At 53.6% G+C, this 19,115-nt stretch carries 17 protein-coding genes; 9 read left to right on the forward strand and 8 right to left on the reverse strand.

Annotated elements, in window-relative coordinates; translation table 11 throughout:
* The first annotated feature begins 111 nt into the window (after positions 1-111).
* Together EKM97_RS01620 and sstT are read left to right on the forward strand one after the other, a co-directional pair.
* Complete coding sequence (locus tag EKM97_RS01620; protein ID WP_164507401.1) at positions 112-1,551, forward strand: PTS transporter subunit IIC; 1,440 nt, start codon at positions 112-114, stop codon at positions 1,549-1,551.
* A 1,021-nt stretch (positions 1,552-2,572) separates the two neighbouring features.
* Positions 2,573-3,874, forward strand: coding sequence for a serine/threonine transporter SstT (sstT, locus tag EKM97_RS01625; RefSeq protein WP_125570530.1), 1,302 nt, complete (start codon positions 2,573-2,575; stop codon positions 3,872-3,874).
* A gap of 208 nt (positions 3,875-4,082) precedes the next feature.
* Here the strand turns inward: sstT and EKM97_RS01630 are convergent, their stop codons facing one another.
* Positions 4,083-4,436, reverse strand: a complete 354-nt coding sequence (locus tag EKM97_RS01630; RefSeq protein ID WP_125570531.1) for a hypothetical protein — start codon at positions 4,434-4,436, stop codon at positions 4,083-4,085.
* 249 nt (positions 4,437-4,685) lie between these two features.
* Here EKM97_RS01630 and EKM97_RS01635 point away from each other — a divergent pair, with 249 nt between their 5' ends.
* The 3 genes from EKM97_RS01635 to EKM97_RS01645 all read left to right on the forward strand — a co-directional run bounded on the left by EKM97_RS01635 (position 4,686) and on the right by EKM97_RS01645 (position 7,372).
* Positions 4,686-6,053: an amino acid permease gene (locus tag EKM97_RS01635; RefSeq protein ID WP_125570532.1), complete on the forward strand. Its 1,368-nt coding sequence runs from the start codon at positions 4,686-4,688 to the stop codon at positions 6,051-6,053.
* 153 nt (positions 6,054-6,206) lie between these two features.
* Positions 6,207-6,653 (forward strand): LytTR family DNA-binding domain-containing protein, encoded by a 447-nt coding sequence (locus EKM97_RS01640; protein ID WP_125570533.1) that lies wholly within the window; start codon positions 6,207-6,209, stop codon positions 6,651-6,653.
* Positions 6,654-6,655: 2 nt separating this feature from the next.
* Positions 6,656-7,372, forward strand: coding sequence for a LiaF domain-containing protein (locus tag EKM97_RS01645; protein WP_164507392.1), 717 nt, complete (start codon positions 6,656-6,658; stop codon positions 7,370-7,372).
* A gap of 53 nt (positions 7,373-7,425) precedes the next feature.
* Here the strand turns inward: EKM97_RS01645 and EKM97_RS01650 are convergent, their stop codons facing one another.
* From EKM97_RS01650 to EKM97_RS01665, 4 genes are all read right to left on the reverse strand, one after another.
* Positions 7,426-7,833 carry a MerR family transcriptional regulator gene (locus tag EKM97_RS01650; RefSeq protein ID WP_125570535.1) on the reverse strand — a complete coding sequence of 136 codons (408 nt, stop codon included), beginning with the start codon at positions 7,831-7,833 and terminating at the stop codon, positions 7,426-7,428.
* Positions 7,834-7,845: 12 nt separating this feature from the next.
* Positions 7,846-8,445: an NAD(P)H-binding protein gene (locus EKM97_RS01655; RefSeq protein WP_125570536.1), complete on the reverse strand. Its 600-nt coding sequence runs from the start codon at positions 8,443-8,445 to the stop codon at positions 7,846-7,848.
* 33 nt (positions 8,446-8,478) lie between these two features.
* Complete coding sequence (locus EKM97_RS01660; protein WP_125570537.1) at positions 8,479-9,810, reverse strand: MFS transporter; 1,332 nt, start codon at positions 9,808-9,810, stop codon at positions 8,479-8,481.
* 179 nt (positions 9,811-9,989) lie between these two features.
* Positions 9,990-10,628 carry a sugar O-acetyltransferase gene (locus tag EKM97_RS01665; RefSeq protein WP_164507393.1) on the reverse strand — a complete coding sequence of 213 codons (639 nt, stop codon included), beginning with the start codon at positions 10,626-10,628 and terminating at the stop codon, positions 9,990-9,992.
* Positions 10,629-10,762: 134 nt separating this feature from the next.
* Here EKM97_RS01665 and EKM97_RS01670 point away from each other — a divergent pair, with 134 nt between their 5' ends.
* Entirely contained in the window at positions 10,763-11,464 is a 702-nt protein-coding gene (locus EKM97_RS01670; RefSeq protein ID WP_125570538.1) for a TIGR00266 family protein, read from the forward strand.
* A 773-nt stretch (positions 11,465-12,237) separates the two neighbouring features.
* On the opposite strand, the gene EKM97_RS01675 is transcribed toward EKM97_RS01670, so the two are convergent.
* The gene (locus tag EKM97_RS01675) at positions 12,238-12,969 is read right to left on the reverse strand and encodes a DUF4811 domain-containing protein (RefSeq protein ID WP_125570539.1); all 732 of its coding nucleotides are present in this window, start codon (positions 12,967-12,969) and stop codon (positions 12,238-12,240) included.
* The gene (locus tag EKM97_RS01680) at positions 12,969-14,444 is read right to left on the reverse strand and encodes an MDR family MFS transporter (RefSeq protein ID WP_125570540.1); all 1,476 of its coding nucleotides are present in this window, start codon (positions 14,442-14,444) and stop codon (positions 12,969-12,971) included. Before EKM97_RS01680 ends, EKM97_RS01675 begins: the two co-directional genes overlap by 1 nt.
* Before the next feature lie 142 nt (positions 14,445-14,586).
* Between EKM97_RS01680 and EKM97_RS01685 the strand changes: the two genes are divergently transcribed.
* Positions 14,587-15,027, forward strand: a complete 441-nt coding sequence (locus tag EKM97_RS01685) for a MerR family transcriptional regulator (RefSeq protein WP_225419188.1) — start codon at positions 14,587-14,589, stop codon at positions 15,025-15,027.
* 62 nt (positions 15,028-15,089) lie between these two features.
* Here the strand turns inward: EKM97_RS01685 and EKM97_RS01690 are convergent, their stop codons facing one another.
* Positions 15,090-15,734, reverse strand: coding sequence for an HAD family hydrolase (locus EKM97_RS01690; RefSeq protein ID WP_125570541.1), 645 nt, complete (start codon positions 15,732-15,734; stop codon positions 15,090-15,092).
* A 278-nt stretch (positions 15,735-16,012) separates the two neighbouring features.
* Here EKM97_RS01690 and EKM97_RS01695 point away from each other — a divergent pair, with 278 nt between their 5' ends.
* Together EKM97_RS01695 and EKM97_RS01700 are read left to right on the forward strand one after the other, a co-directional pair.
* Positions 16,013-18,580: a sigma 54-interacting transcriptional regulator gene (locus EKM97_RS01695; RefSeq protein ID WP_225419189.1), complete on the forward strand. Its 2,568-nt coding sequence runs from the start codon at positions 16,013-16,015 to the stop codon at positions 18,578-18,580.
* Between the two features lie 124 nt (positions 18,581-18,704).
* Positions 18,705-19,112, forward strand: a complete 408-nt coding sequence (locus EKM97_RS01700; RefSeq protein ID WP_125570543.1) for a PTS sugar transporter subunit IIA — start codon at positions 18,705-18,707, stop codon at positions 19,110-19,112.
* The last annotated feature ends 3 nt before the right edge of the window (positions 19,113-19,115 follow it).

Here is a 19,115-nt window from a genome sequence, read left to right on the forward strand (position 1 = left end):
TCATGAGCAATGGGTTCCATTTTTTATTAAAGTTCCACCAGTACCAAAATTTCATTTTTCACTATTTGTTGTTGCTATTGTTCACATTTGCTAAGGAGTGACAGACTTATGTTGGATTTCCTAATTCACTGGTCTAACGTCATCTTCAAACCAATCATTGATCTGGGTGCTGCCCCGATTATGTTGATTGTCTTGACCTTGATTGCTTGGGCCGTGGGGGTTAACTTCTTCCACGCTTTGGAGGGTGGTATCAAGCTCGCCATTGCCCTCACTGGTATTTCTAGTATCATCAACTTGCTGACCAACGCGTTCCAGCCAGCCGTTGTGGCCTTTGTTAAGGCTACAGGGCTGCACCTGGGCACCACTGACCTGGGGTGGGCACCACTGGCGACCATCACCTGGGGATCACCATACACGCTATTTTTCTTACTGATTATCGTGATCGTCAACATCATCATGCTGACACTGAAGGTTACGGACACACTGGATGTTGATATTTTCGATATCTGGCACCTTTCCTTCACCGCCCTGCTCGCCATCTACTTTGGTGCCAACCTGCTGACGGCCAGCATCCTCATCATCTTCATCGGGGTTCTCAAGATTATCAACTCCGACCTTATGAAGCCAACGTTCAACGACCTGTTGGACAACTGGGACAACCCAATGACTTCTACTCACTTGAACTACATGATGAACCCTATCATCATGGTCTTTAACAAGATTTTCGATGTTGTCTTCCCATGGCTCGACAAGTACGACTTTGACGCTGCCAAGCTGAACGAAAAGATTGGGTTCTGGGGTTCACGTTTTGCCATTGGTGTTTACCTGGGGATCTTCATTGGTCTGCTGGGCCGTCAGCCTATTGGCAACATCTTTACCCTCGCATTCACAGCTGCAACCTGCTTGGAGCTGTTTAGCATCATCGGTTCTTGGTTTATCGCTTCTGTTGAACCTCTTTCTCAGGGGATCACAGACTTTGCTACTAAGCACCTTAACGGTCGTGTCTTCAACATCGGACTTGACTGGCCATTCATCGCCGGCCGTGCTGAAGTTTGGGCAGCCTGCAACGTGATGGCACCTATCATGCTGCTTGAAGCCCTGGTACTGCCAGGCAACACAATTCTGCCACTTGGTGGGATCATCGGGATGGGTGTTGCACCTGCCCTCCTGATCGTAACCCGTGGCCGTCTGCTCCGGATGATTATCATCGGTGCTATCGAACTTCCACTCTTCCTGTGGGCCGGCACACTTTCCGCACCATTCGTTACGAAGACTGCGCTGAAGATTGCGCCTAAGATGGTTCCTGCACACGCACTGATTTCTTCCTCCACTAAGGAAGGTCCTATCGAACAGTTCCTGGCTATCTTACTTGGTAAGGGTCAGGCTGGCGATATGAAGATGTTGATGTTCTTTGCTCTTGCAATCGTTGCATACACCCTCGTCTTCCTGTGGTACCGTCACGAAATGCTCAAGCGTAACACTGAATACGCTAAGCAGGGCTTCAAGGTTAACCCAGACGTTATGCTGAAGGACAAGGCTGCTGCTAAGTAAGTCTTTCCACTCCTGCACTAAACCTTTAAACACCCACTCTCCGGAGTGGGTGTTTTTGTGTTACCGTCCGCGAGGATGGCTTCCGTGAAAATAGGCCGAAGGTCGGGCCTGGGGCAGATTTGCTTCGCGGGCAGGAACTCCGTTAGCGGGGACCGTTTCAGCCGGCCGCGCCGTCTTCCACTGGGGATATTGCCACAAGCCCAGCGTCAATCTCCCGCTCCCGATAAAATAGGTGGTGTACACCCGACGAAAATCACGTCAGGAATACACCACCTATTTTATTTTCGCTAACTCCGTCCCTGCCCGCTACGCCAATCCACCCCAGACCCTAAGTTCATTCATGATACTGTGGTGGTGAAATTTCCACCCAACGTTAAGTCGAAGATTTCTTATTCTGCGCAATGTGACACATCAACGAACCGGCGGATACAGTAACAATGCATGGACATCTTCTGTCACCGTAATTTCAATCTCCCACTGACGTCAGTATGACTTGAAACTGCTACGCAATTGTTAATCGTTCCGTCTCCACTAAGTAACGTGTCGGCCACGGAGGTGGTGGTGTGGCTTGGGCGAAACGCAGGGAACGGAGTCGGGCGAAAAGATGATTGTTTGGAGACACGACGGCCGTACTTGCCGGCGTGGCTGCACACAATCATCTCGGGAGCGCTGAGTTGACGCCGTTCTTGCGGCAACTCAGCCAGTGAGAGACTTTAGGCTCGAACGGTCCCCGCCCGACGTAGTTCCCGGAGCGCAGCCCAAGCGCACCACCGCCGGAGTTGCCGACCCCACCTAACGGTGATCTGAAAACACCGCAGAGGCCGGCGTGACTTCGTCACTGAAACGCTGACGCTGACGGACAGCGATAATTAAAGTTTTTCACAAAAAAGTGTTGCATTTTCTGATAGTTCTGCCATAATGCTCATATACCATAAACACATGTATACGAAATCATTACAAATTCAAATATCCAAGAACACGTGTGCTTATATATCGAACGAACTTTATGGAGGGATTGTCTATGTTTCAACGTTATCGCAGCGTATCACTCATCGTACGCATTTTCATCGGGATTATTATCGGGGTTATCCTCGGTCTGACACTCCCTTCAGTAACGGCAATCAACCTCCTCGGTGACCTCTTCGTTGGTGCCCTTAAGGCGATTGCCCCGCTGCTGGTGTTCATGCTCATCCTGGCAGCCGTTTCCAAGTACGACTCCAAGTCCAAAAACCACTTCGGATCAGTGGTCACCATGTACATCAGCGCCACTCTCGTTGCCGCACTGGCAGCTGTTGGCGCTTCCTACATTTTCAAAATCCACCTGATTTTGCCACAGGCCACCATGGCTGCTTCCAAGGCACCCCAGGACTTGGGCAAGGTCATCTCCAACTTGCTCACAACTGCCGTCAGCAACCCTGTTGGCGCCCTCGTGAACGCCAACTACCTGACCATCCTCTTCTGGGGTCTCATCATTGGTTTTGGTCTGCGCCACGCTAAGACTGGCACCAAGCAGGTCATTGCCGACTTCTCCACCACGATTGAAAAAACCGCCCAGTTCATCATTGAATTCGCACCATTTGGGATTGTGGGGCTGCTGCACAACTCCATCGCCACGACTGGTTTTGCCGGTATCGCCCGTTATGGGCAACTGGTTGCCCTGCTGGTTGGGACCATGGTCTTCACCTACCTAGTGGTTTACTCCTTCATGGTTTGGCTGATGACGCATCAGAACCCATTCCCACTGGTATTTTGGACGCTGAAAGTTTCTGGTATCCCCGCCTTCTTCACCCGTTCATCCGCCGTTAACATCCCAGTTAACATGCAAGCCTGTGCCGATCTTGGCTTGAACGAAAAGTCTTATGCTGTGTCCATCGCCCTTGGTGGGACTGCTAACTCCGGTGGTGCTGCCATCACCGTTTCCATTATGACTTTGGCCGCAGCGAACACATTGGGCATTCACGTCTCCTTCCCACTGGCACTGCTTCTGTGCATCCTGAGCGCCGTTTCCGCCACCGGTTCATCAGGCATTGCCGGTGGCTCCCTGCTCCTGATTCCAATGGCCGCTAGTCTCTTTGGTATCAACAATGACATCGCCATGCAGGTTGTGGCTATTGGATTCATCATCGGGGTGATCCAGGACTCTGTTGAAACCGCCGTTAACTCAGCCTCTGACCTCCTGTTCACCGCCACCGCTGAGTACCACGACCTGATGAAGGAAGGCCACCCCGTTAATATTCGTGAGGCCGTCCGCAAAGCCAACGCCAAGCGCGGCGACGCAGACGAGAAGGCTGTTGCTGTCACTGATGGCGACGTTGCCCAGTAATTAATCCCTCCCCGAATAAGACAGTAAAAAAGGGGCTATGCCAAAAGGCAGTTAGCGCCACAACATACAAACAGGCACCGGCCGGAATTCTTTAGGATTCTGGCCGGTGCCTGTTTGTTTTTAAGGAAGCCCTTCGGTGTCCGTTACACTTAGTCACGAATAAATTAGTCACAAAAAAATCGCCGCACGGTGCGCGACGATTATCGGCTCAGAGTTGCTGCTTGAGCTTTTTATTCAGATTGTCATTATGAAACTCAGAAGCCTTTTGCGCAGCGGCTTGGGCCTCATGCTGTTTCACCTGCTCGGGTGTCATCCCAGCAGTACGAATCGAACTGGCGGTCCGGAATGCCTTGTGAACCCGCATAAAGCGCTTATCAAGACGCAGCACCCGATAGAGTGCGAGTGCGACCACGCCAAGCGTCGCCAGCGTCACGTAGGTGTTGTTGAACGCCCGCTGCGCGTAGCCCATGGCGATCACGGCGGCACCCCAGAAAATGTACGTGATCATCGTTTTACGGTCTGGCGCCTGCTGTGCGGCTTTTTTGCTATGTTTATCTGCCATGGTATTTCCTCCTTAACAACCGGTTCGTTCCGGCCTTTCACAACAACATTATACCGCAAAGTAAGCGCTGACAACAGACCTAAATAAACATTTTCGAACAACAAAACGCAGGCCAGCACAGCCGGGGTTTGAACAAATTAGAGGCTTTGTCTACGCATTAAGAACAAACGTTTACACAATCAGGGCAAACTGGTACAGTAGTACCTATTGTAGCGTTTTGTGACGTAAAAACTCAGGAAGGAAACCAGCATGCAACGAAAACTCAGTGCACGACACATGCAGATGATTGCCCTCGGGGGCACGATTGGAGTAGGGCTCTTCATGGGGGCCAACTCGACAATCAAGTGGACCGGACCCTCAGTCCTGCTGGCGTACATCCTCGCCGGTATGTTCCTCTACCTCATCATGCGTGCACTGGGCGAGATGCTCTACGTTGATCCCACCACTGGGTCTTTTGCCAAATTCGCCACGGAATACATGCACCCCATCTTCGGTTACCTGACGGCCTGGAGCAATATTTTCCAATTCCTCGTCGTCGGCATGTCCGAAATGATTGCCATCGGTCAGTACTTCGAATTCTGGTGGCCGAACCTGCCGGCGTGGCTGCCCGGACTCATCGCTATCATCACCTTGGTACTCGCCAACCTGATTTCGGTCAAAATGTTCGGCGAACTTGAATTCTGGTTCGCGCTCGTTAAGGTGGTCACCATCGTCCTGATGATTATCGCGGGTCTGGGGCTGATTATCTTTGGCATCGGTAACGGCGGTCACCCCATCGGCATCAGCAACCTCTGGACGCACGGTGGCTTCTTCGCGCATGGCGCTAGTGGTTTCCTCTTCGCCCTCTCCATTGTTCTCGGTTCCTACCAAGGGGTGGAACTGCTCGGCATTACGGCTGGCGAGGCGGAAGACCCGCAGCCAACCATCGTTAAGGCCGTTAAGGACACCGTTGGCCGCATTCTCATCTTCTACGTTGGCGCCATCTTCGTGATTGTGGCCGTCTACCCGTGGGATCAGCTGAGCAACCTCGGTTCACCATTCGTCCAGACTTTTGCAAAAGTCGGCATTACCTTCGCGGCGGGATTAGTCAACTTCGTAGTCATCACGGCGGCCCTGTCTGGCGCGAACTCTGGTATCTACTCTGCCAGCCGCATGATCTACACACTCGCCGACAGCAAGCAACTGCCGCGCTTTTTCACCAAATTGAACCGGCATGGGGTACCGTTCTACCCCGTGGTCACGGTGGGCGCCGGCATCCTACTGGGTGTCATCCTGAACGCCCTTCTGCCGATTATCGCCCCGAGCGCTGGCAACGTATTCGTGCTCGTTTACAGTTCCAGCGTGCTCCCCGGCATGGTGCCGTGGTTCGTCATTTTGGTCAGCGAGACGCGCTTTCGCAAGGTGCACGCCGACAAAATGGCGGCGCACCCCTTCAAGATGCCTTTTGCCCCTTACAGTAATTACCTGACGCTTGCCTTCCTGGCACTCACGCTGGTCTTCATGGCGCTGAACCCCGAAACCCGCGTCTCCTTGCTCGTTGGGGTCATCTACCTAGGAATCATGACCGCTATTTATTTCCGGCGGCACCACAACCGGGAAGCATTTCCCGGGAAATAGTTACTGATTAAGCGACTACCACAGCATGGTAGTCACTTTTTTTATGCCTTTTACACCTTATTTTTGACCGTTCGCGCAAAAAACGTTTCTTTATTTCAGCTGAAGTTGTCTAATATAAACATAGCAATTAAACAACAGAAAGGAGGTCAGCCCATGCGTATTGAAACTGAGATTGACGACCAGCTTAGCGAGCCCGAAATCCACATTTGCGCCGCCAGCACCGACCCGCGGCTTGCCAGAATTCAGCAACTGCTCACCGCGACTTTTATGCAAACTCTCCCCTGTTATCAAGATAACAAGGAATACTTCATCCCGCTGGCGGACATTCTCTTTGTGGAAACTGACGCCCGCGTGCTCCAAGTACATACCGCGGACGATACATACAGCCGGAAGGACTCACTGCACGAAACCGGCGCGATTTTGCCCCCGTTTTTCCTGCAAATATCTAAATCAACCATCGTGAATCTCAATCAGGTCGGCGCCGTAACCCGCGCGATCACCAACTGCCTAGTTGAATTCCACGGTTCTTACAAACAAGTTTACGCATCCCGCCGTTACTACAAACAACTCCTAACGGCGCTCAAAGAAATGAGGTTATGATTATGAATCAGAACATTAAAAATATCTTCGGTGGGCTGCTGCTGCTCGCATTCGCCGGTCTGATTTACGCCGATGCAACGGGCCAACTGGGCGGGCTGCACCTGTGGTCCTTATTCTTCACTTTCTGCTTCGGCGTCGAAGTCTTCAACGCACTCGGTAAACGCGACGTCGCCGAAACCTGCTTTAGTCTCGGCATTCTCGTCATCATTTGGCGCAAACAACTTGGCATTGGTAATCTATCGATTTGGACACTGCTGGGCATCACAATTCTCGTCAGCATCGGCTTAGCAATGTTGCTGCGGCCGCTAACCCACAAATCCAAGCCGCAGCTTAGCTTTGCATTCAGCAAGACGCTCGGCGATAACAGCACCACAGTGGACACCGATGCAAACATTGCGATTAACACCCACATGAGCAGCACCACCCGTTACGTGCAATCTACCGATTTCAAGCGCGCCGACATTCAAGTTAATCTCGGCACGGCCAAGGTCTTCTTCGATCAAACCGCAATTACGAATAGCCCCGCCTACATTAACATTGACGGTAATATCGGCGAGGTTGACCTCTACATTCCCCGCGACTGGCGAATTGAGAATCAGCTCAACACCTTCATCGGTGACATCAACATCAAGAGTAAAGACCAACCCACCCCTAATGGCCCCACCGTCATTCTGAGTGGCAACCTGCACATCGGGGACGTCGATGTCCACTATATCTAACTAAACCAAAATAAAGGGACACGCCGCGAATCGCCGGCGTATCCCTTTATTTTTTAATCTTGCGAATCCGCGTGCCCCTTCTCGAGATTACGCAATTCTTCCTCTGTGGTCACCATGTGGTCATCGAAGTGGTCAAGCTTCCAGTGCAGATGGTCAATGGCCGCCTGCAGGTCGTCCCGCTTTTCCTCCATGATGGCCAGCTGCTCCTGCAGCAGCGTCTTTTGCTCGTCCAAGTTATTCTCTTGGGCATCGAACAACTGAATGTAGCGCCGCAGTGCCTCGATGCTCATTCCCGCCCCGCGCATCTGCTTGGCAAAATTAATGCGACGGATAATCCGGTCATCGATTTCACGCACGCCCACATCGGAGCGGTCAATGGCTGGAATCAGGCCTTCTTTTTCGTAGTAACGAATGGTGGCTGACGGCACGCCGGTGCGTGCGCTGGCTTCTTTAATGTTCATCTTCTGCGCTCCTTACTGCGGCCGGTTAATGCCGACGCTCTCCTTACTGTACAAGTGTTCATCCTGCAGCGCCGCGACAGCGAGCATGGCAATGGCGTGCCGCGAAACATCGTGCCCGCCAAAAGCTTCGCCCTCGCGGGTCACTTCGTAATCATCACTGCCGTTGTCAAACCAGCCCGGCCGAATCACGGTGTAGTTGAGGCTTGACTCCGTGAAGGCATCCGCAGCACGGCGGTATGGCAACAATACCGGACTGTCGCTCAGATTACTACCGCCAACACTCGCAGGCACTTCATCATAAATCCCCATTGAGCTAATGAAGACCACCCGTTGCACACCAGCTGCCGTCATTGCGGCAACAATTGAGCGCGCCATGCCGGCCATGTCACCGGACACCGCCGCAAATACGGCATCGACACCATTCAGGGCCTGCGTCAAGGCGGCTGTGTCCAGCACATTCAGGTTCACGGCTTCTTCCCGCGCAGTATCAACAGGTAAGCTAGTCGCGTGCCGTGAAACCAATTTGAGCTGAGCATCTGTTGTGTTCAATAATTTTGCGCGCACACTACGGCCAATCGACCCCGTGGCGCCAATAATCATCATTTTCATCATTATAATCTCCTTTTTGTTAACACTCTGCAAGCCTTAAGCAGTTCGGCCGCGACGCACACCATTAAGCGTGGCCAGCAGTGCCAGCACCATGAAACCCGCCATCAGGTATGCGGCGTGGTTGTAGGACACCGCTGGGTTCACCCAACGGCTGGTCAGAGCAACGATAACGGACAGCCCGAACGAACTGCCAATTTGGTGCACGGTATTGACGACACCAGACGCAGAACCCGCAATCTCGGGATCCGTGTTGGCAACCCCTGCAACGGTGAGTGGGCTGAGGCTCAGGCCCTGCCCAATTCCAATGATGACCATCGGAACGGCGAGTGCCCAGAAGAAACCACCGTGAATACCAACAACGGCACCCATGACCAGACCGACCAAGGTAATGATGACCCCGCTGAGCATCAACTGGTTGTTGCTGAAACGGTCATTGAGCCGGGCCAGCACCGTAGCGGACAAGAACTGGGGAATCGTTTCGGGTAAAAAGCCCAGCGCCGCCAGCAGTGGCGTGTAGCCATAGACATTTTGCATCGCTTGCGGCACCAAGAAGAAGTAGGAAATCATGGCCCCGAGGTAGAAGAAACGCGCCAGGTAAGCACTGCTGCGCTGCCGATCGGCGAATAGACGCAGCGGCATGATTGGCGCTGCCGCGCGGTGTTCCGCCCAGATAAAAGTTACTAAGGCAACCAGCGCTACAACGGCAGCTAGCAACTGGTAGGCCGTGCCGTTAATGCTGTAAATGAGACCGGCAAAACCAATCGCTGAGCTAATCGCCCCAAGCCAATCTAGACGCCCACCCTGACCGGCTTTTGCCGGAACAAACTTCAGTGTTAAAGCCAACATGATGAGCCCCACCGGCACGTTGAGCAGAAAACCATCACGCCAAGAGAAGTAACTGGCAATGAGACCGCCAATCACGAGACCAAAACTGGCCCCAATCCCCGCCGTTGCGCCGTAGTAGGCAATCGCCCGGGTGCGCGTTGCCCCTTGGTAACTATCCATGAGTAGCGCCAAGGTGGTCGGTGCCAGAATCGCAGAGCCGACGCCCTGCAGTGCTCGCATTGCGATAATCATTGCGCCGCTTTGGGACATCCCGACCAGCAGCGATCCCAAGGTGAAGATGAGCAGACCGGCGATGAAGACGCGCCGGCGTCCGTAAATATCGCCGGCACGCCCACCAATCATGAGTAGGCCACCGAAACTGAGTGCATAGGCGTTGGTCACCCAGGCCAGGCTCTGCGCATCCATGTGCAGGTCAGCCGCAATTTTAACGGTGCTGGTGAACACAATGGAATTATCGAGCAGAATCATAAAGTAACTAATGAGAATAATCGGCAAGACCATGCCGAATTTTGACTTGTTCATTGAATATCTCCCTTTAAGCTGCGGCCGAACGCCGCTTTCATCGTTGTTTTCTTAAGCGATGAACCCAGCTTATGCCTTGAAGTGAACTTTAAGGCAAGGGGGAAATTGCAAAAAAACACGTTCTTTTTACAAAACGTGTTTTACCTGCTTGTACATATAGTTGAGCTACGCGGCCCACCTCACTCTGTTTTTGTCAGCCCAGATTCACTTTCCACCTGTGCCCAGTCAATGCGGCGGTTCTTGAAGTAATACTCCTGATCATGGGCATTCACCGCACGCAGCACGTGACACGGGTTACCGACCGCGACGCTGTTCGCGGGCACGTCCTTGGTGACAATGGCTCCCGCCCCGATGATACTGTTGGCCCCAATGCTAATTCCTGGTAGCACAATCACGCCGGCACCAAGCCAGGCGTTAGCGCCGATGTGGATCGGCGCGTTGTACTGATAAGCCAGTGGCCGCAACTCCGGTGCCAGCGGATGACCCGCGGTCGCGAGCACGACGTTCGGCCCGAACTGCACGTTGTCGCCAACATAGATGTGCGTGTCGTCAACCAGCGTCAGCCCAAAATTCGCGTAGACATGCTTGCCGAAGTGCACAAACTTGCCGCCCCAGTCAGCATGCAGTGGTGATTCAATGTAGCAATGCTCACCAATTTCAGCGAACATGTCCTGGAGCATGGCCGTTCGCTGCGCCAATTGCGATGGCCGTAACTGGTTAAATTCATACAATTTGTCCAAGCACGCCATCTGCACCTTGCCCAATTCCGGATCAATGGTGCGGTACAAGCTACCATCATGCAAGCGCGTTTCATCCATATTTATCACCTCGGGATTAGTTTAGCAAAATTCATCATGAATAAACGCATTATTTATATTCTGCGACCTAGGACTGAGCTATTGTGCCGCGTTGCTTGCTATAATGAAGCCATCAAAACTTTGGAGGTTTCAACATGGAGTACACCATCACGCAATCGACCACTTTTCCAATTGTCCAGATTCACTTGGGTCAGGGCGAAACGATTCAGATTGAATCCGGCTCAATGCTCTACCACAACGGCATGGTGAAGCTTGAGGGACGTATGAACAGCAACGGCAAAAAGGGTTTGGGTGGCCTGATGAGTGCGGTTGGCCGCTCCATGACCTCCGGCGAATCCTTCTTCATCACCACCGCCACCGGCCAGGCAACAGACAGCGAACTAGCAATTGCGCCAGGCAATCCAGGCGTCATCCAGTCTCTGCCCACGGCACCCGGCAACGAGCTGCGCCTCAACACGGGCGCTTTCCTGGCCGCTGATAGCGACGTCCACTACAACATGGTCCGCCAAAAGTTGGATGGCGCGCTGTTCGGCGGCACCGGTGGTCTCTTCGTGATGGAAACCAGCGGCACTGGTAACGTGCTGGTCAGCGGCTACGGGGACATCATTCCAATCGAAATGGACGGCAGCAAGGAGTACATCGTCGACAACAGCCACGTGGTTGCTTGGAGCGGTTCGCTGGATTACAACACCGAGTTTGCGAGCGGTACCTTCGGCTTCAAGACCGGCGAAGGCATCGTCAACCGGTTCCACGGCCAGGGCACTGTGTACATCCAGACCCGCAACATGGAGAGCCTCGCCAACTCGCTGAAGCCTTACTTACCAAGCAAGAGCTAACGCTGTCCGCCAGCGTAAGTCTGCGCCCGCAAGGGTGCGCATTGTAGTTTAAGCAGTTTTCACAACGCCGCAAGGCGGTGAGGGCGTCAACTCCGCGCTCCCGAGATGATTGTGTGCAGCCACGACGGCAAGTGCGGCCGTCCTGTCTCCAGACAATCATCTTTTCGCCCGACTCCGTTCCCTGCGCTTCGCCCAAGTGCACCACCACCTCCGTGACCGACACGTTACGGAGTGGAGACAGTACGACTAACGATTGCGCGACGGTTACAAGTCACATTGACCTTAATTAGAGATTGAAATCACGGTGACAGAAGGTGTTGGGTCGTTGTCACTGTGTCTGCCGGTTCGTTGATGTGTCACACCGCACATGATATGAAATCATCAGGTTAACGTCGTCCGGAAATAACACCACCACAGTATCGTGAATGCACTTAGGGTCTGGGGTGGATTGGCGTAGCGGGCAGGAACGGAGTTAGCGAAAATAAAATTGGCAGTGTATTTCCGACGAAAATCGTGTCGGAAATACACTGCCAATTTTATCGGGAGCGGGATATTGACGCCGGACTTGCGGCAATATCCCCAGTGGAAGACGGCGTAGCCGGCTGGAACGGTCCCCGCTAACGGAGTTCCTGCCCGCGAAGCCAATCCGCACCAGACCCGACCTTCAGTCTACCCCGCTATTTTCAATTCCTGCATCCTTGCGGATGAAAGTTTCATGGCTTACACTGACGGACAGCAAAAAACCACGCCGCAAATGCGACGTGGTTTTTGTATTACTTGGTAGACGACTTCACGTCTGCAATCAGCTGCTTGAGCGCAGTTGCCTGCAACTTAGCGGTCGCTTGGGCGATGACCTGCTTCTGCTGAGCGGCAGTCATCTGCGGGTTCTTCATCTTGGCAGCAACGACTGCCTTCTGAATAACCGCGGCCATCTGCGCCTTCTGCTTAGCAGAAGGGTTCTGCAGGGCCTTAGCCTTCTTGGCGAGAACCTTTGCCTGGGTTGGCGTCAGTTCCGTCCAGGTTGTTGGCACCTTGATGGTGTTCACCTGCTTAATGAGCTTGTTGTTGTTTTGGTTCATGAACAAGGTCTTGTAGAAGTTGTTCTTGTAACGCCACACGGTCTTCTTAGCGGTCAGGCTGGCGGTGTTGCCGCTCACCTTTTGCACCTTGTTGAAGACATCGTAATCCGCCTTTGTGTGGGTCGCCTTCTTCTTCAGATCGAGCTTGTAGATGTACACGTTGCGCTTGCCAGCCGTGCCGACATCCTGCCGCAGCAGAAGTGGCATCTGTTTGCTTGGCGAAGCGGAGTAAATCGTGCTGGTTTCAGTTGTCGTGACCTTTTCCATCCCAAAATGGTTGTGGTCGTTGGCGTTAACCAGGTAAAGAGATCCGAGGAGTGCGAAGCCGAAAATCGCAACCAAAATGCTGCGCAGAACGGACTTCTTCATCATGATGAAGGCGAGGTAGAGGCAAATGGTGCTCACAATAATCATTGCGACAATCATTACTTAGCCACCTCCTTGCTTGTAACATCCTGACTCTTAACCACCTTCTGGTTGAGGAAGAAGGTCAGAATCCAGCCGATGCAGCTAAACGCAATCGCGCACCAGAACGAAGCGTGGTACCCATTCAGCGTGGCGCTGAAGAACTGGTGCTTGTAGCCCAGTGGGTTCGTCGTCAGCATGTGCTTGGCTGGCGCCGTGTTGTTGGTGACGTTGGTCAGAATGGAAACCAGGATGGCGGTCGTCATGGACGTGGCCACCTGACGAATCGTGTTGTTCACGGCCGTCCCGTGGCGAATCAATTCACCAGACAGGGCGTTCATCCCGTTAGTTGTCAGTGGCATCATGACCATGGACACCCCAAACATCCGCACTGCGTAGATAATCGTAATGAAGATGGATGGTGTCGTTTCGGTCACGAACGCGTACGGCAAAGTCCCAACGGTCAGGATAAACAGACCGAGTTGGGCGAGGCGCTTAGCCCCAATGCGGTCGAACACAATCCCAGTGATTGGGCTCATAACCCCCATCATCAGCGCCCCTGGCAGCAAGGTGAGTCCGGATTCGAGCGCGGATTTACCATGAATAATCTGCAGGTACAGTGGCAGAATCATTTCGACCCCGACCATGGCCATGTTGGCGATAGAACCCAAGATGGTGGAGAGGGTGAAAATTTTGCTGGTGAACACACGCAGCTCCAGGAACGGGTTCTTCATGTGGAGCTGACGGTAAACGAAGAGCGCAATGACAACCACACCACCGGCGATGCTACCGAGCACGATTGGGTCGAGCCAACCATTGCTGGAGACTTCGGAGAAACCGTAGAGCAGCAGGCCAAACCCAATGGAGGATTCAACCAGGGACAGGAAGTCGAGCTTCGGATTGCTGTTGGGCAGCACGTCGCGCATGAAGAAGATGGACATGATCAGCACGAGCACAATAACTGGCAGCAACATTCCGAACAGAGTCCGCCAGCCAAAATTATCGATGACCCACCCAGAGAGCGTTGGCCCAATGGCAGGTGCCACCCCAATGGCGAGGCCAGCCAGACCCATGGCGCTCCCGCGCTTTTCTGGTGGGAAGATGCTGAGCATGATGTTCTGCAGCAGCGGCATCGTGACCCCGACCCCAACGGCCTGAATCAGACGACCCGCAAGCAGCGTCCCAAAATTATCAGCGATGAAGGCAACCACAGTCCCCACGCCGAAGATACTCATCGCGCCAATGTAGAGCCAGCGTGTTGGCACTTTCGCGGCCAGGTAGGCCGAAACAGGAATCATAATCCCGTTGACCAGCATGAACCCGGTCGTCAGCCACTGAACGGTCCCAGTGTCGATGTTAAATTCTTTCATTAAGGTTGGGAATGCTGTTGCAAGGATGGTTTGGTTCAGCACCGTGATGAAAACCCCTGTAATCAGGGTCACCACGAGCAGCGCCACATTAATCTTGCGTCCCTTTGTATCACGTACTTCTTGCACGCTATCTCGCCTTCTTCTATCTAGCTTCTGAAAACCTTATTACATTTTGTGATATTGACAAGATAGAATATTATATCTATATTGAATAATAGTCAAGAACAAATTTAACAATCGTCAACTGTTGAGGAGAGAGTGAGAGCCCGTGGAACCTAGTCTGGTGCACAAATTCAAGCGTTTAGATATTTCGGTCGGTATCGGTGAAGCCAGCCGCATTACGGGGGCAACGCTGACCCAAATTCGTTACTGGGAGAAAAAGGACCTCGTCCATTCCTTCCAGCACACGGAGGGGCGCAACAAGCGCTTCAACCTCCCCAACCTGATGATGATTATCTACATTAAAGACCTGCTCGCCGACGGTTACACCCTGGCAAAGGCCGGCGAGATGATCACCGAGCACCGTCACCAGACCGACCGCCTGAAGACACTCATCAAGTACTGTTTGCAGGACATGCGCGAAGACGAGGACGGCAGTACCGTCTTCAACTTCGGCGCGCTGAGCAATGACCCCGACTTCGATGTCGAGGCGCGGGTTACGGATGACAGCGCGTGTCTGGCAAAAGTTTCACGTGAAACTACTAAATAAATAAGACCATTCAAAAGGGCGAGACCGCTACCAGCAGTCTCGCCCTTCTTCTATCCATATCTCTAGTAACGTTGCGCTCGCAGTCGCTCCTGAATCACATTCATGTTCGCCGCCACGTAATCCGCGCTGCTTTGATCCACGTGGTACTGCGTCGGCGCCAGAGCCCACGCCTGCATACCGGCGCTATGGGCGGCCATAATGCCCGTTGGACTGTCCTCAACCGCCAGACTATTTTGCGGGTGGCTACCCAGTGCTGCCAGCGACTGCGTATAAATCTGCGGGTCCGGTTTATTCCGTTCAATCGTTTCCCCACTAATCACGCTATCAAAAAACATGCGTAGCTCGTTTTGCCGCAGCATCTCTTCGATGCCTTCAAGGTTTCCTGCCGAAGCCAAGGCGACGCGGTAACCCGCGTCATGCAAGTATGTCAGCAACTCCCGCACGCCCGGAATCAAGACTTCCTTGTAGTTGAGTGGCTTTGTGAGCGCATCGCTTTCAAACTGCTGGCGCAGACGCGCCCGCAACTGCAAGTCATCAGGAACAGCGTATGACCAGGTATCGTCTGATGAGTGCCCAATGTAATCTTGGAGCGTGCGCGACGCGGGTCGCACCCCCGCGTCGTCCACGAGCCGCATTTGGCGCGCAAAATAGACGGGTTCAGTATCCACAAGCACCCCATCCATATCAAACACAACGGTATCAATCATTTTAACTGTTCCTCCTATTGTAAGCGCTAACCAATAAACTCCATCTTAACATAGCCACGAACCTTGGCAAGTCGGCGGTGATTTGGCGACGCCATCTATAATAAGCGACATTAATATTGGTATATAAAAAATTAAGCCGCCAGCATGCCTAATTAACTGCATTTATGCACAACCAGGCATTGTGACACATCATTTTGGTTATATTATTAGAAACCGCATTCACAATTCAAGAACATTCTGTATAATGAATAACAATAGTTCTTGAAAGGATGATCATTTTGCCCGACGCCCTGGAACATCTCTACCGCCACCTGCAGCAAAACAACCGCCCGGACGGCCTCACAACCAGCGCCATTGCGAACGCCATGCACTTGTCGCGCTCCGTGGTCAGTCAGTATTTGAATAAGCTCGAAGCGCAGGGCCGGCTCGACCGCTTGCCGGGCCGCCCGGTGCGCTGGCTCATCAAGACAGCGCCGCGCAATACGCAGGCGCCTTTTGCCCACTTCATCGGCGGGCGCGGCAGCATGCGCGGGGCCATCGGCAAAGCGCAGGCTGCCATCGCCTACCCGCCCAATGGTCTGAACATTCTCATCACCGGCCACTCCGGCGTCGGCAAAAGTTACCTGGCGAGCGCCATTGCCAAGCAGGCTCGCTTTGGTGGCACCATCCCCGCAGACGCGCCCTACGTGGTTCTGAACTGTGCCGATTATGCCAACAACCCCGAGCTGCTTTCCAGTCTGCTGTTCGGCTACGTGCGCGGCGCCTTCACCGGGGCCGACACCGACAAGACTGGTCTGCTTCAGCAGGCCGATGGCGGCTACCTGTTCCTCGATGAAGTGCACCGCTTGTCCAGCGAAAACCAGGAGAAACTCTTCTCCTTCATCGACAATGGCTACTACTACCGCATGGGCGACAACGCAACGCCCATGCGCGCGGCTGTCCGTCTGATTATGGCCACGACCGAAGCCCCCGAGCAGGTGCTCCTCGCCACATTCCGGCGCCGCATCCCCGTCGTCTTGCCATTGCCAGACTATGCCGCGCGCCCGCTGGACGAACGCCTCGCCCTGCTGCGTGCACTGTTCACCGCCGAAGCCAAGCAGATGGGTAAACCGCTGGTCGTCGATGACCAGGTTGTCTCCGCGCTCACCCAAATTGATCACCCTGGGAACATCGGTTACCTCAAAAACGTCGTCCAAGTGGCCTGTGCCACCGCCTATGAGGCCGAGCAAAATGCTCCGAGTATCGCCTTAACGCTCGATCATTGCCATTTTGACCACTTGCCCGCTTTCAAGGCATATGGCAGTTTGACCATCGACCCGCAGCAAGACACAACGCCGCTACCTGATAATGGCCTGGAGAACGCGCTGGCCGCCATCCGCACGCAGCTCACCGCGGTTGCGGATGCCCCCAAACGTGACGCCTTGTGCGCCATCGCCAACCAGTTTCAGACACTACTCGGGCAGCTCAGTGACGCTGACACTGGCCGCGCCCTGCATTTGCAGCACGAGTTGCACTTCCAAACCATGATTGAACAGCGCTTCGGCCTCGCAAAAACCAGCTACCTCGAGCCCCTCCTCTTCGTGCTTTACCAGCAGCACTTCCAGCTGGAAGCAAAAGCTGCCCGCCACCTCGTGCGGCACCTGCACCTCAAAATTCCCCGGGCGCTGCACGTGGCGCGTGAATTCTACCGCACGCTCCCAGTTCTCGACCCGCTTAGTCAGCAGACCCTCACCGTAGTGCTGGCGCTCTTGCTCCATGACCACATTGACGAAAATATTCAGTTGCGCGGCCTACTCACGGCGCACGGCGAAAGTACCGCCACCAGCATTCAGGCAGTGGTCAACTCCCTGTGCGGCACCTACGTGTTCGACGCCATCGACATGCCCATTGCCACCGGCGTGGATTCCATCATCGCTGAGGCTAACCGCTTGATTGACCGCTCCGACACGACGAACGGCTTCATCTTGATGGTCGACATGGGCTCGCTTAGCCAGCTCTACTCGGCGATCAAGCCGCACCTGGACGGCGACCTGCTTGTGGTCAACAACCTCACCACCGTCACCGCCCTGGACCTGGGCCTCATGATGCAGCAACAACTCCCCTTCAAGGCTATCGCCGAAAAAGCCGAGCATAGTTACGACATCAAGGTGCAGTACTACGAAGGCTTCGCGTCCACAACCAACATTCTGGTGTCCTGCATTTCCGGTCTCGGAATTGCCGAGAAGATCCGCGAATTGATGCAACCGCTGATGCCCAGCGACATCAAGGTGATTCCGGTGGACTACAACACGCTGAAGGAGAAAATCGTTGCCCAGGAGTGGCCGTATTTTGACGCGACCCTGTTCGTGCTGACCACACTCGACCTCACGCATGACGTGCCGTTTGCCCACCTCAACATCTACGACCTGCTCGACGCTACTGGGGCAACGCAGCTGTCGGAATGGCTCAGTCCCTACCTCGATGCGGCGCAGCTCAAACATCTCAACACCGAACTACTGCGTTTCTTCTCCATCGAAGGCATTTCGGAGCGCCTCAGCTTCCTTAATCCCGATATCGTCATTAACGAAGTCGAGACTGTCATCACCAAGTACGAAAACTACTACCACCTCGAGCTGGACGGCAAAATTAAGCTCAACCTCTACATGCACATCGCCCTGATGATTGAGCGCCTGATAGTACGCAAGACAAGCACCCCGCCACTGACCCCGACCACTGCCGCCGAGGCCGAATTCATGCAGGTGTCGCACAGCATTTTCTCGCCCATCGAGCTCAAGTACAACATTCAACTGTCCGATTACGAGCTGTCCCTGATGTACGAATTGTTCAAACAGTTTAACGCCGATTAATTCTTAGTGTTCAACCATAGTGTTCAATGGTTGAACACTAATTTTTGTGGCTTGCTAGTAAAGCGTTTCCAGCACTTGGCACGGTTTTTGCTAGTAGTAAGTGAATAAGAAAGGAGGCAATTCCATGCAACGCATCTTGATCGCCAGTCACGGCCATTTTGCTAGCGGCCTGAAGAGCTCAATTGAGATTCTGACGGGCATGGGTGAGCAAATCAGCACCATCGACGCTTACGTCGACGATAGCGACTACACCACCCAGATTACGGCGTTCATTGCGCAGGCAGAGACCCCCGCCGTCATTTTCACGGACCTAAAGGGGGGCAGCGTTAACCAAAAGGTCATGCTGGCCGCAGCCGGTAAAACGGACCTTTACATCATTTCGCAAATAAATCTCGCCATTATTCTGGCCGTTTTACTGGATCCCGCGCCACTGTCCGCCGCGCATTTGGACGAATTGATTGCCCAGAGCCAAGTGGAACGCATTGAACTCACCGCCAGCGCCGATGAATCGGACGCAGATTTTCTCAGTTAACTA

This window comes from Lacticaseibacillus songhuajiangensis (assembly GCF_003946025.1).
Taxonomy (GTDB): domain Bacteria; phylum Bacillota; class Bacilli; order Lactobacillales; family Lactobacillaceae; genus Lacticaseibacillus; species Lacticaseibacillus songhuajiangensis.

Bases quoted from the DNA above. Each gene is read 5' to 3' on its own strand.
- sstT (WP_125570530.1), top strand. From the start codon at position 2,573: ATGTTTCAACGTTATCGCAGCGTATCACTCATCGTACGCATTTTCATC.
- EKM97_RS01630 (WP_125570531.1), bottom strand. From the start codon at position 4,436: ATGGCAGATAAACATAGCAAAAAAGCCGCACAGCAGGCGCCAGACCGT.
- EKM97_RS01635 (WP_125570532.1), top strand. From the start codon at position 4,686: ATGCAACGAAAACTCAGTGCACGACACATGCAGATGATTGCCCTCGGG.
- EKM97_RS01640 (WP_125570533.1), top strand. From the start codon at position 6,207: ATGCGTATTGAAACTGAGATTGACGACCAGCTTAGCGAGCCCGAAATC.
- EKM97_RS01645 (WP_164507392.1), top strand. From the start codon at position 6,656: ATGAATCAGAACATTAAAAATATCTTCGGTGGGCTGCTGCTGCTCGCA.
- EKM97_RS01650 (WP_125570535.1), bottom strand. From the start codon at position 7,833: ATGAACATTAAAGAAGCCAGCGCACGCACCGGCGTGCCGTCAGCCACC.
- EKM97_RS01655 (WP_125570536.1), bottom strand. From the start codon at position 8,445: ATGATGAAAATGATGATTATTGGCGCCACGGGGTCGATTGGCCGTAGT.
- EKM97_RS01660 (WP_125570537.1), bottom strand. From the start codon at position 9,810: ATGAACAAGTCAAAATTCGGCATGGTCTTGCCGATTATTCTCATTAGT.
- EKM97_RS01665 (WP_164507393.1), bottom strand. From the start codon at position 10,628: ATGGATGAAACGCGCTTGCATGATGGTAGCTTGTACCGCACCATTGAT.
- EKM97_RS01670 (WP_125570538.1), top strand. From the start codon at position 10,763: ATGGAGTACACCATCACGCAATCGACCACTTTTCCAATTGTCCAGATT.
- EKM97_RS01675 (WP_125570539.1), bottom strand. From the start codon at position 12,969: ATGATTGTCGCAATGATTATTGTGAGCACCATTTGCCTCTACCTCGCC.
- EKM97_RS01690 (WP_125570541.1), bottom strand. From the start codon at position 15,734: ATGATTGATACCGTTGTGTTTGATATGGATGGGGTGCTTGTGGATACT.
- EKM97_RS01700 (WP_125570543.1), top strand. From the start codon at position 18,705: ATGCAACGCATCTTGATCGCCAGTCACGGCCATTTTGCTAGCGGCCTG.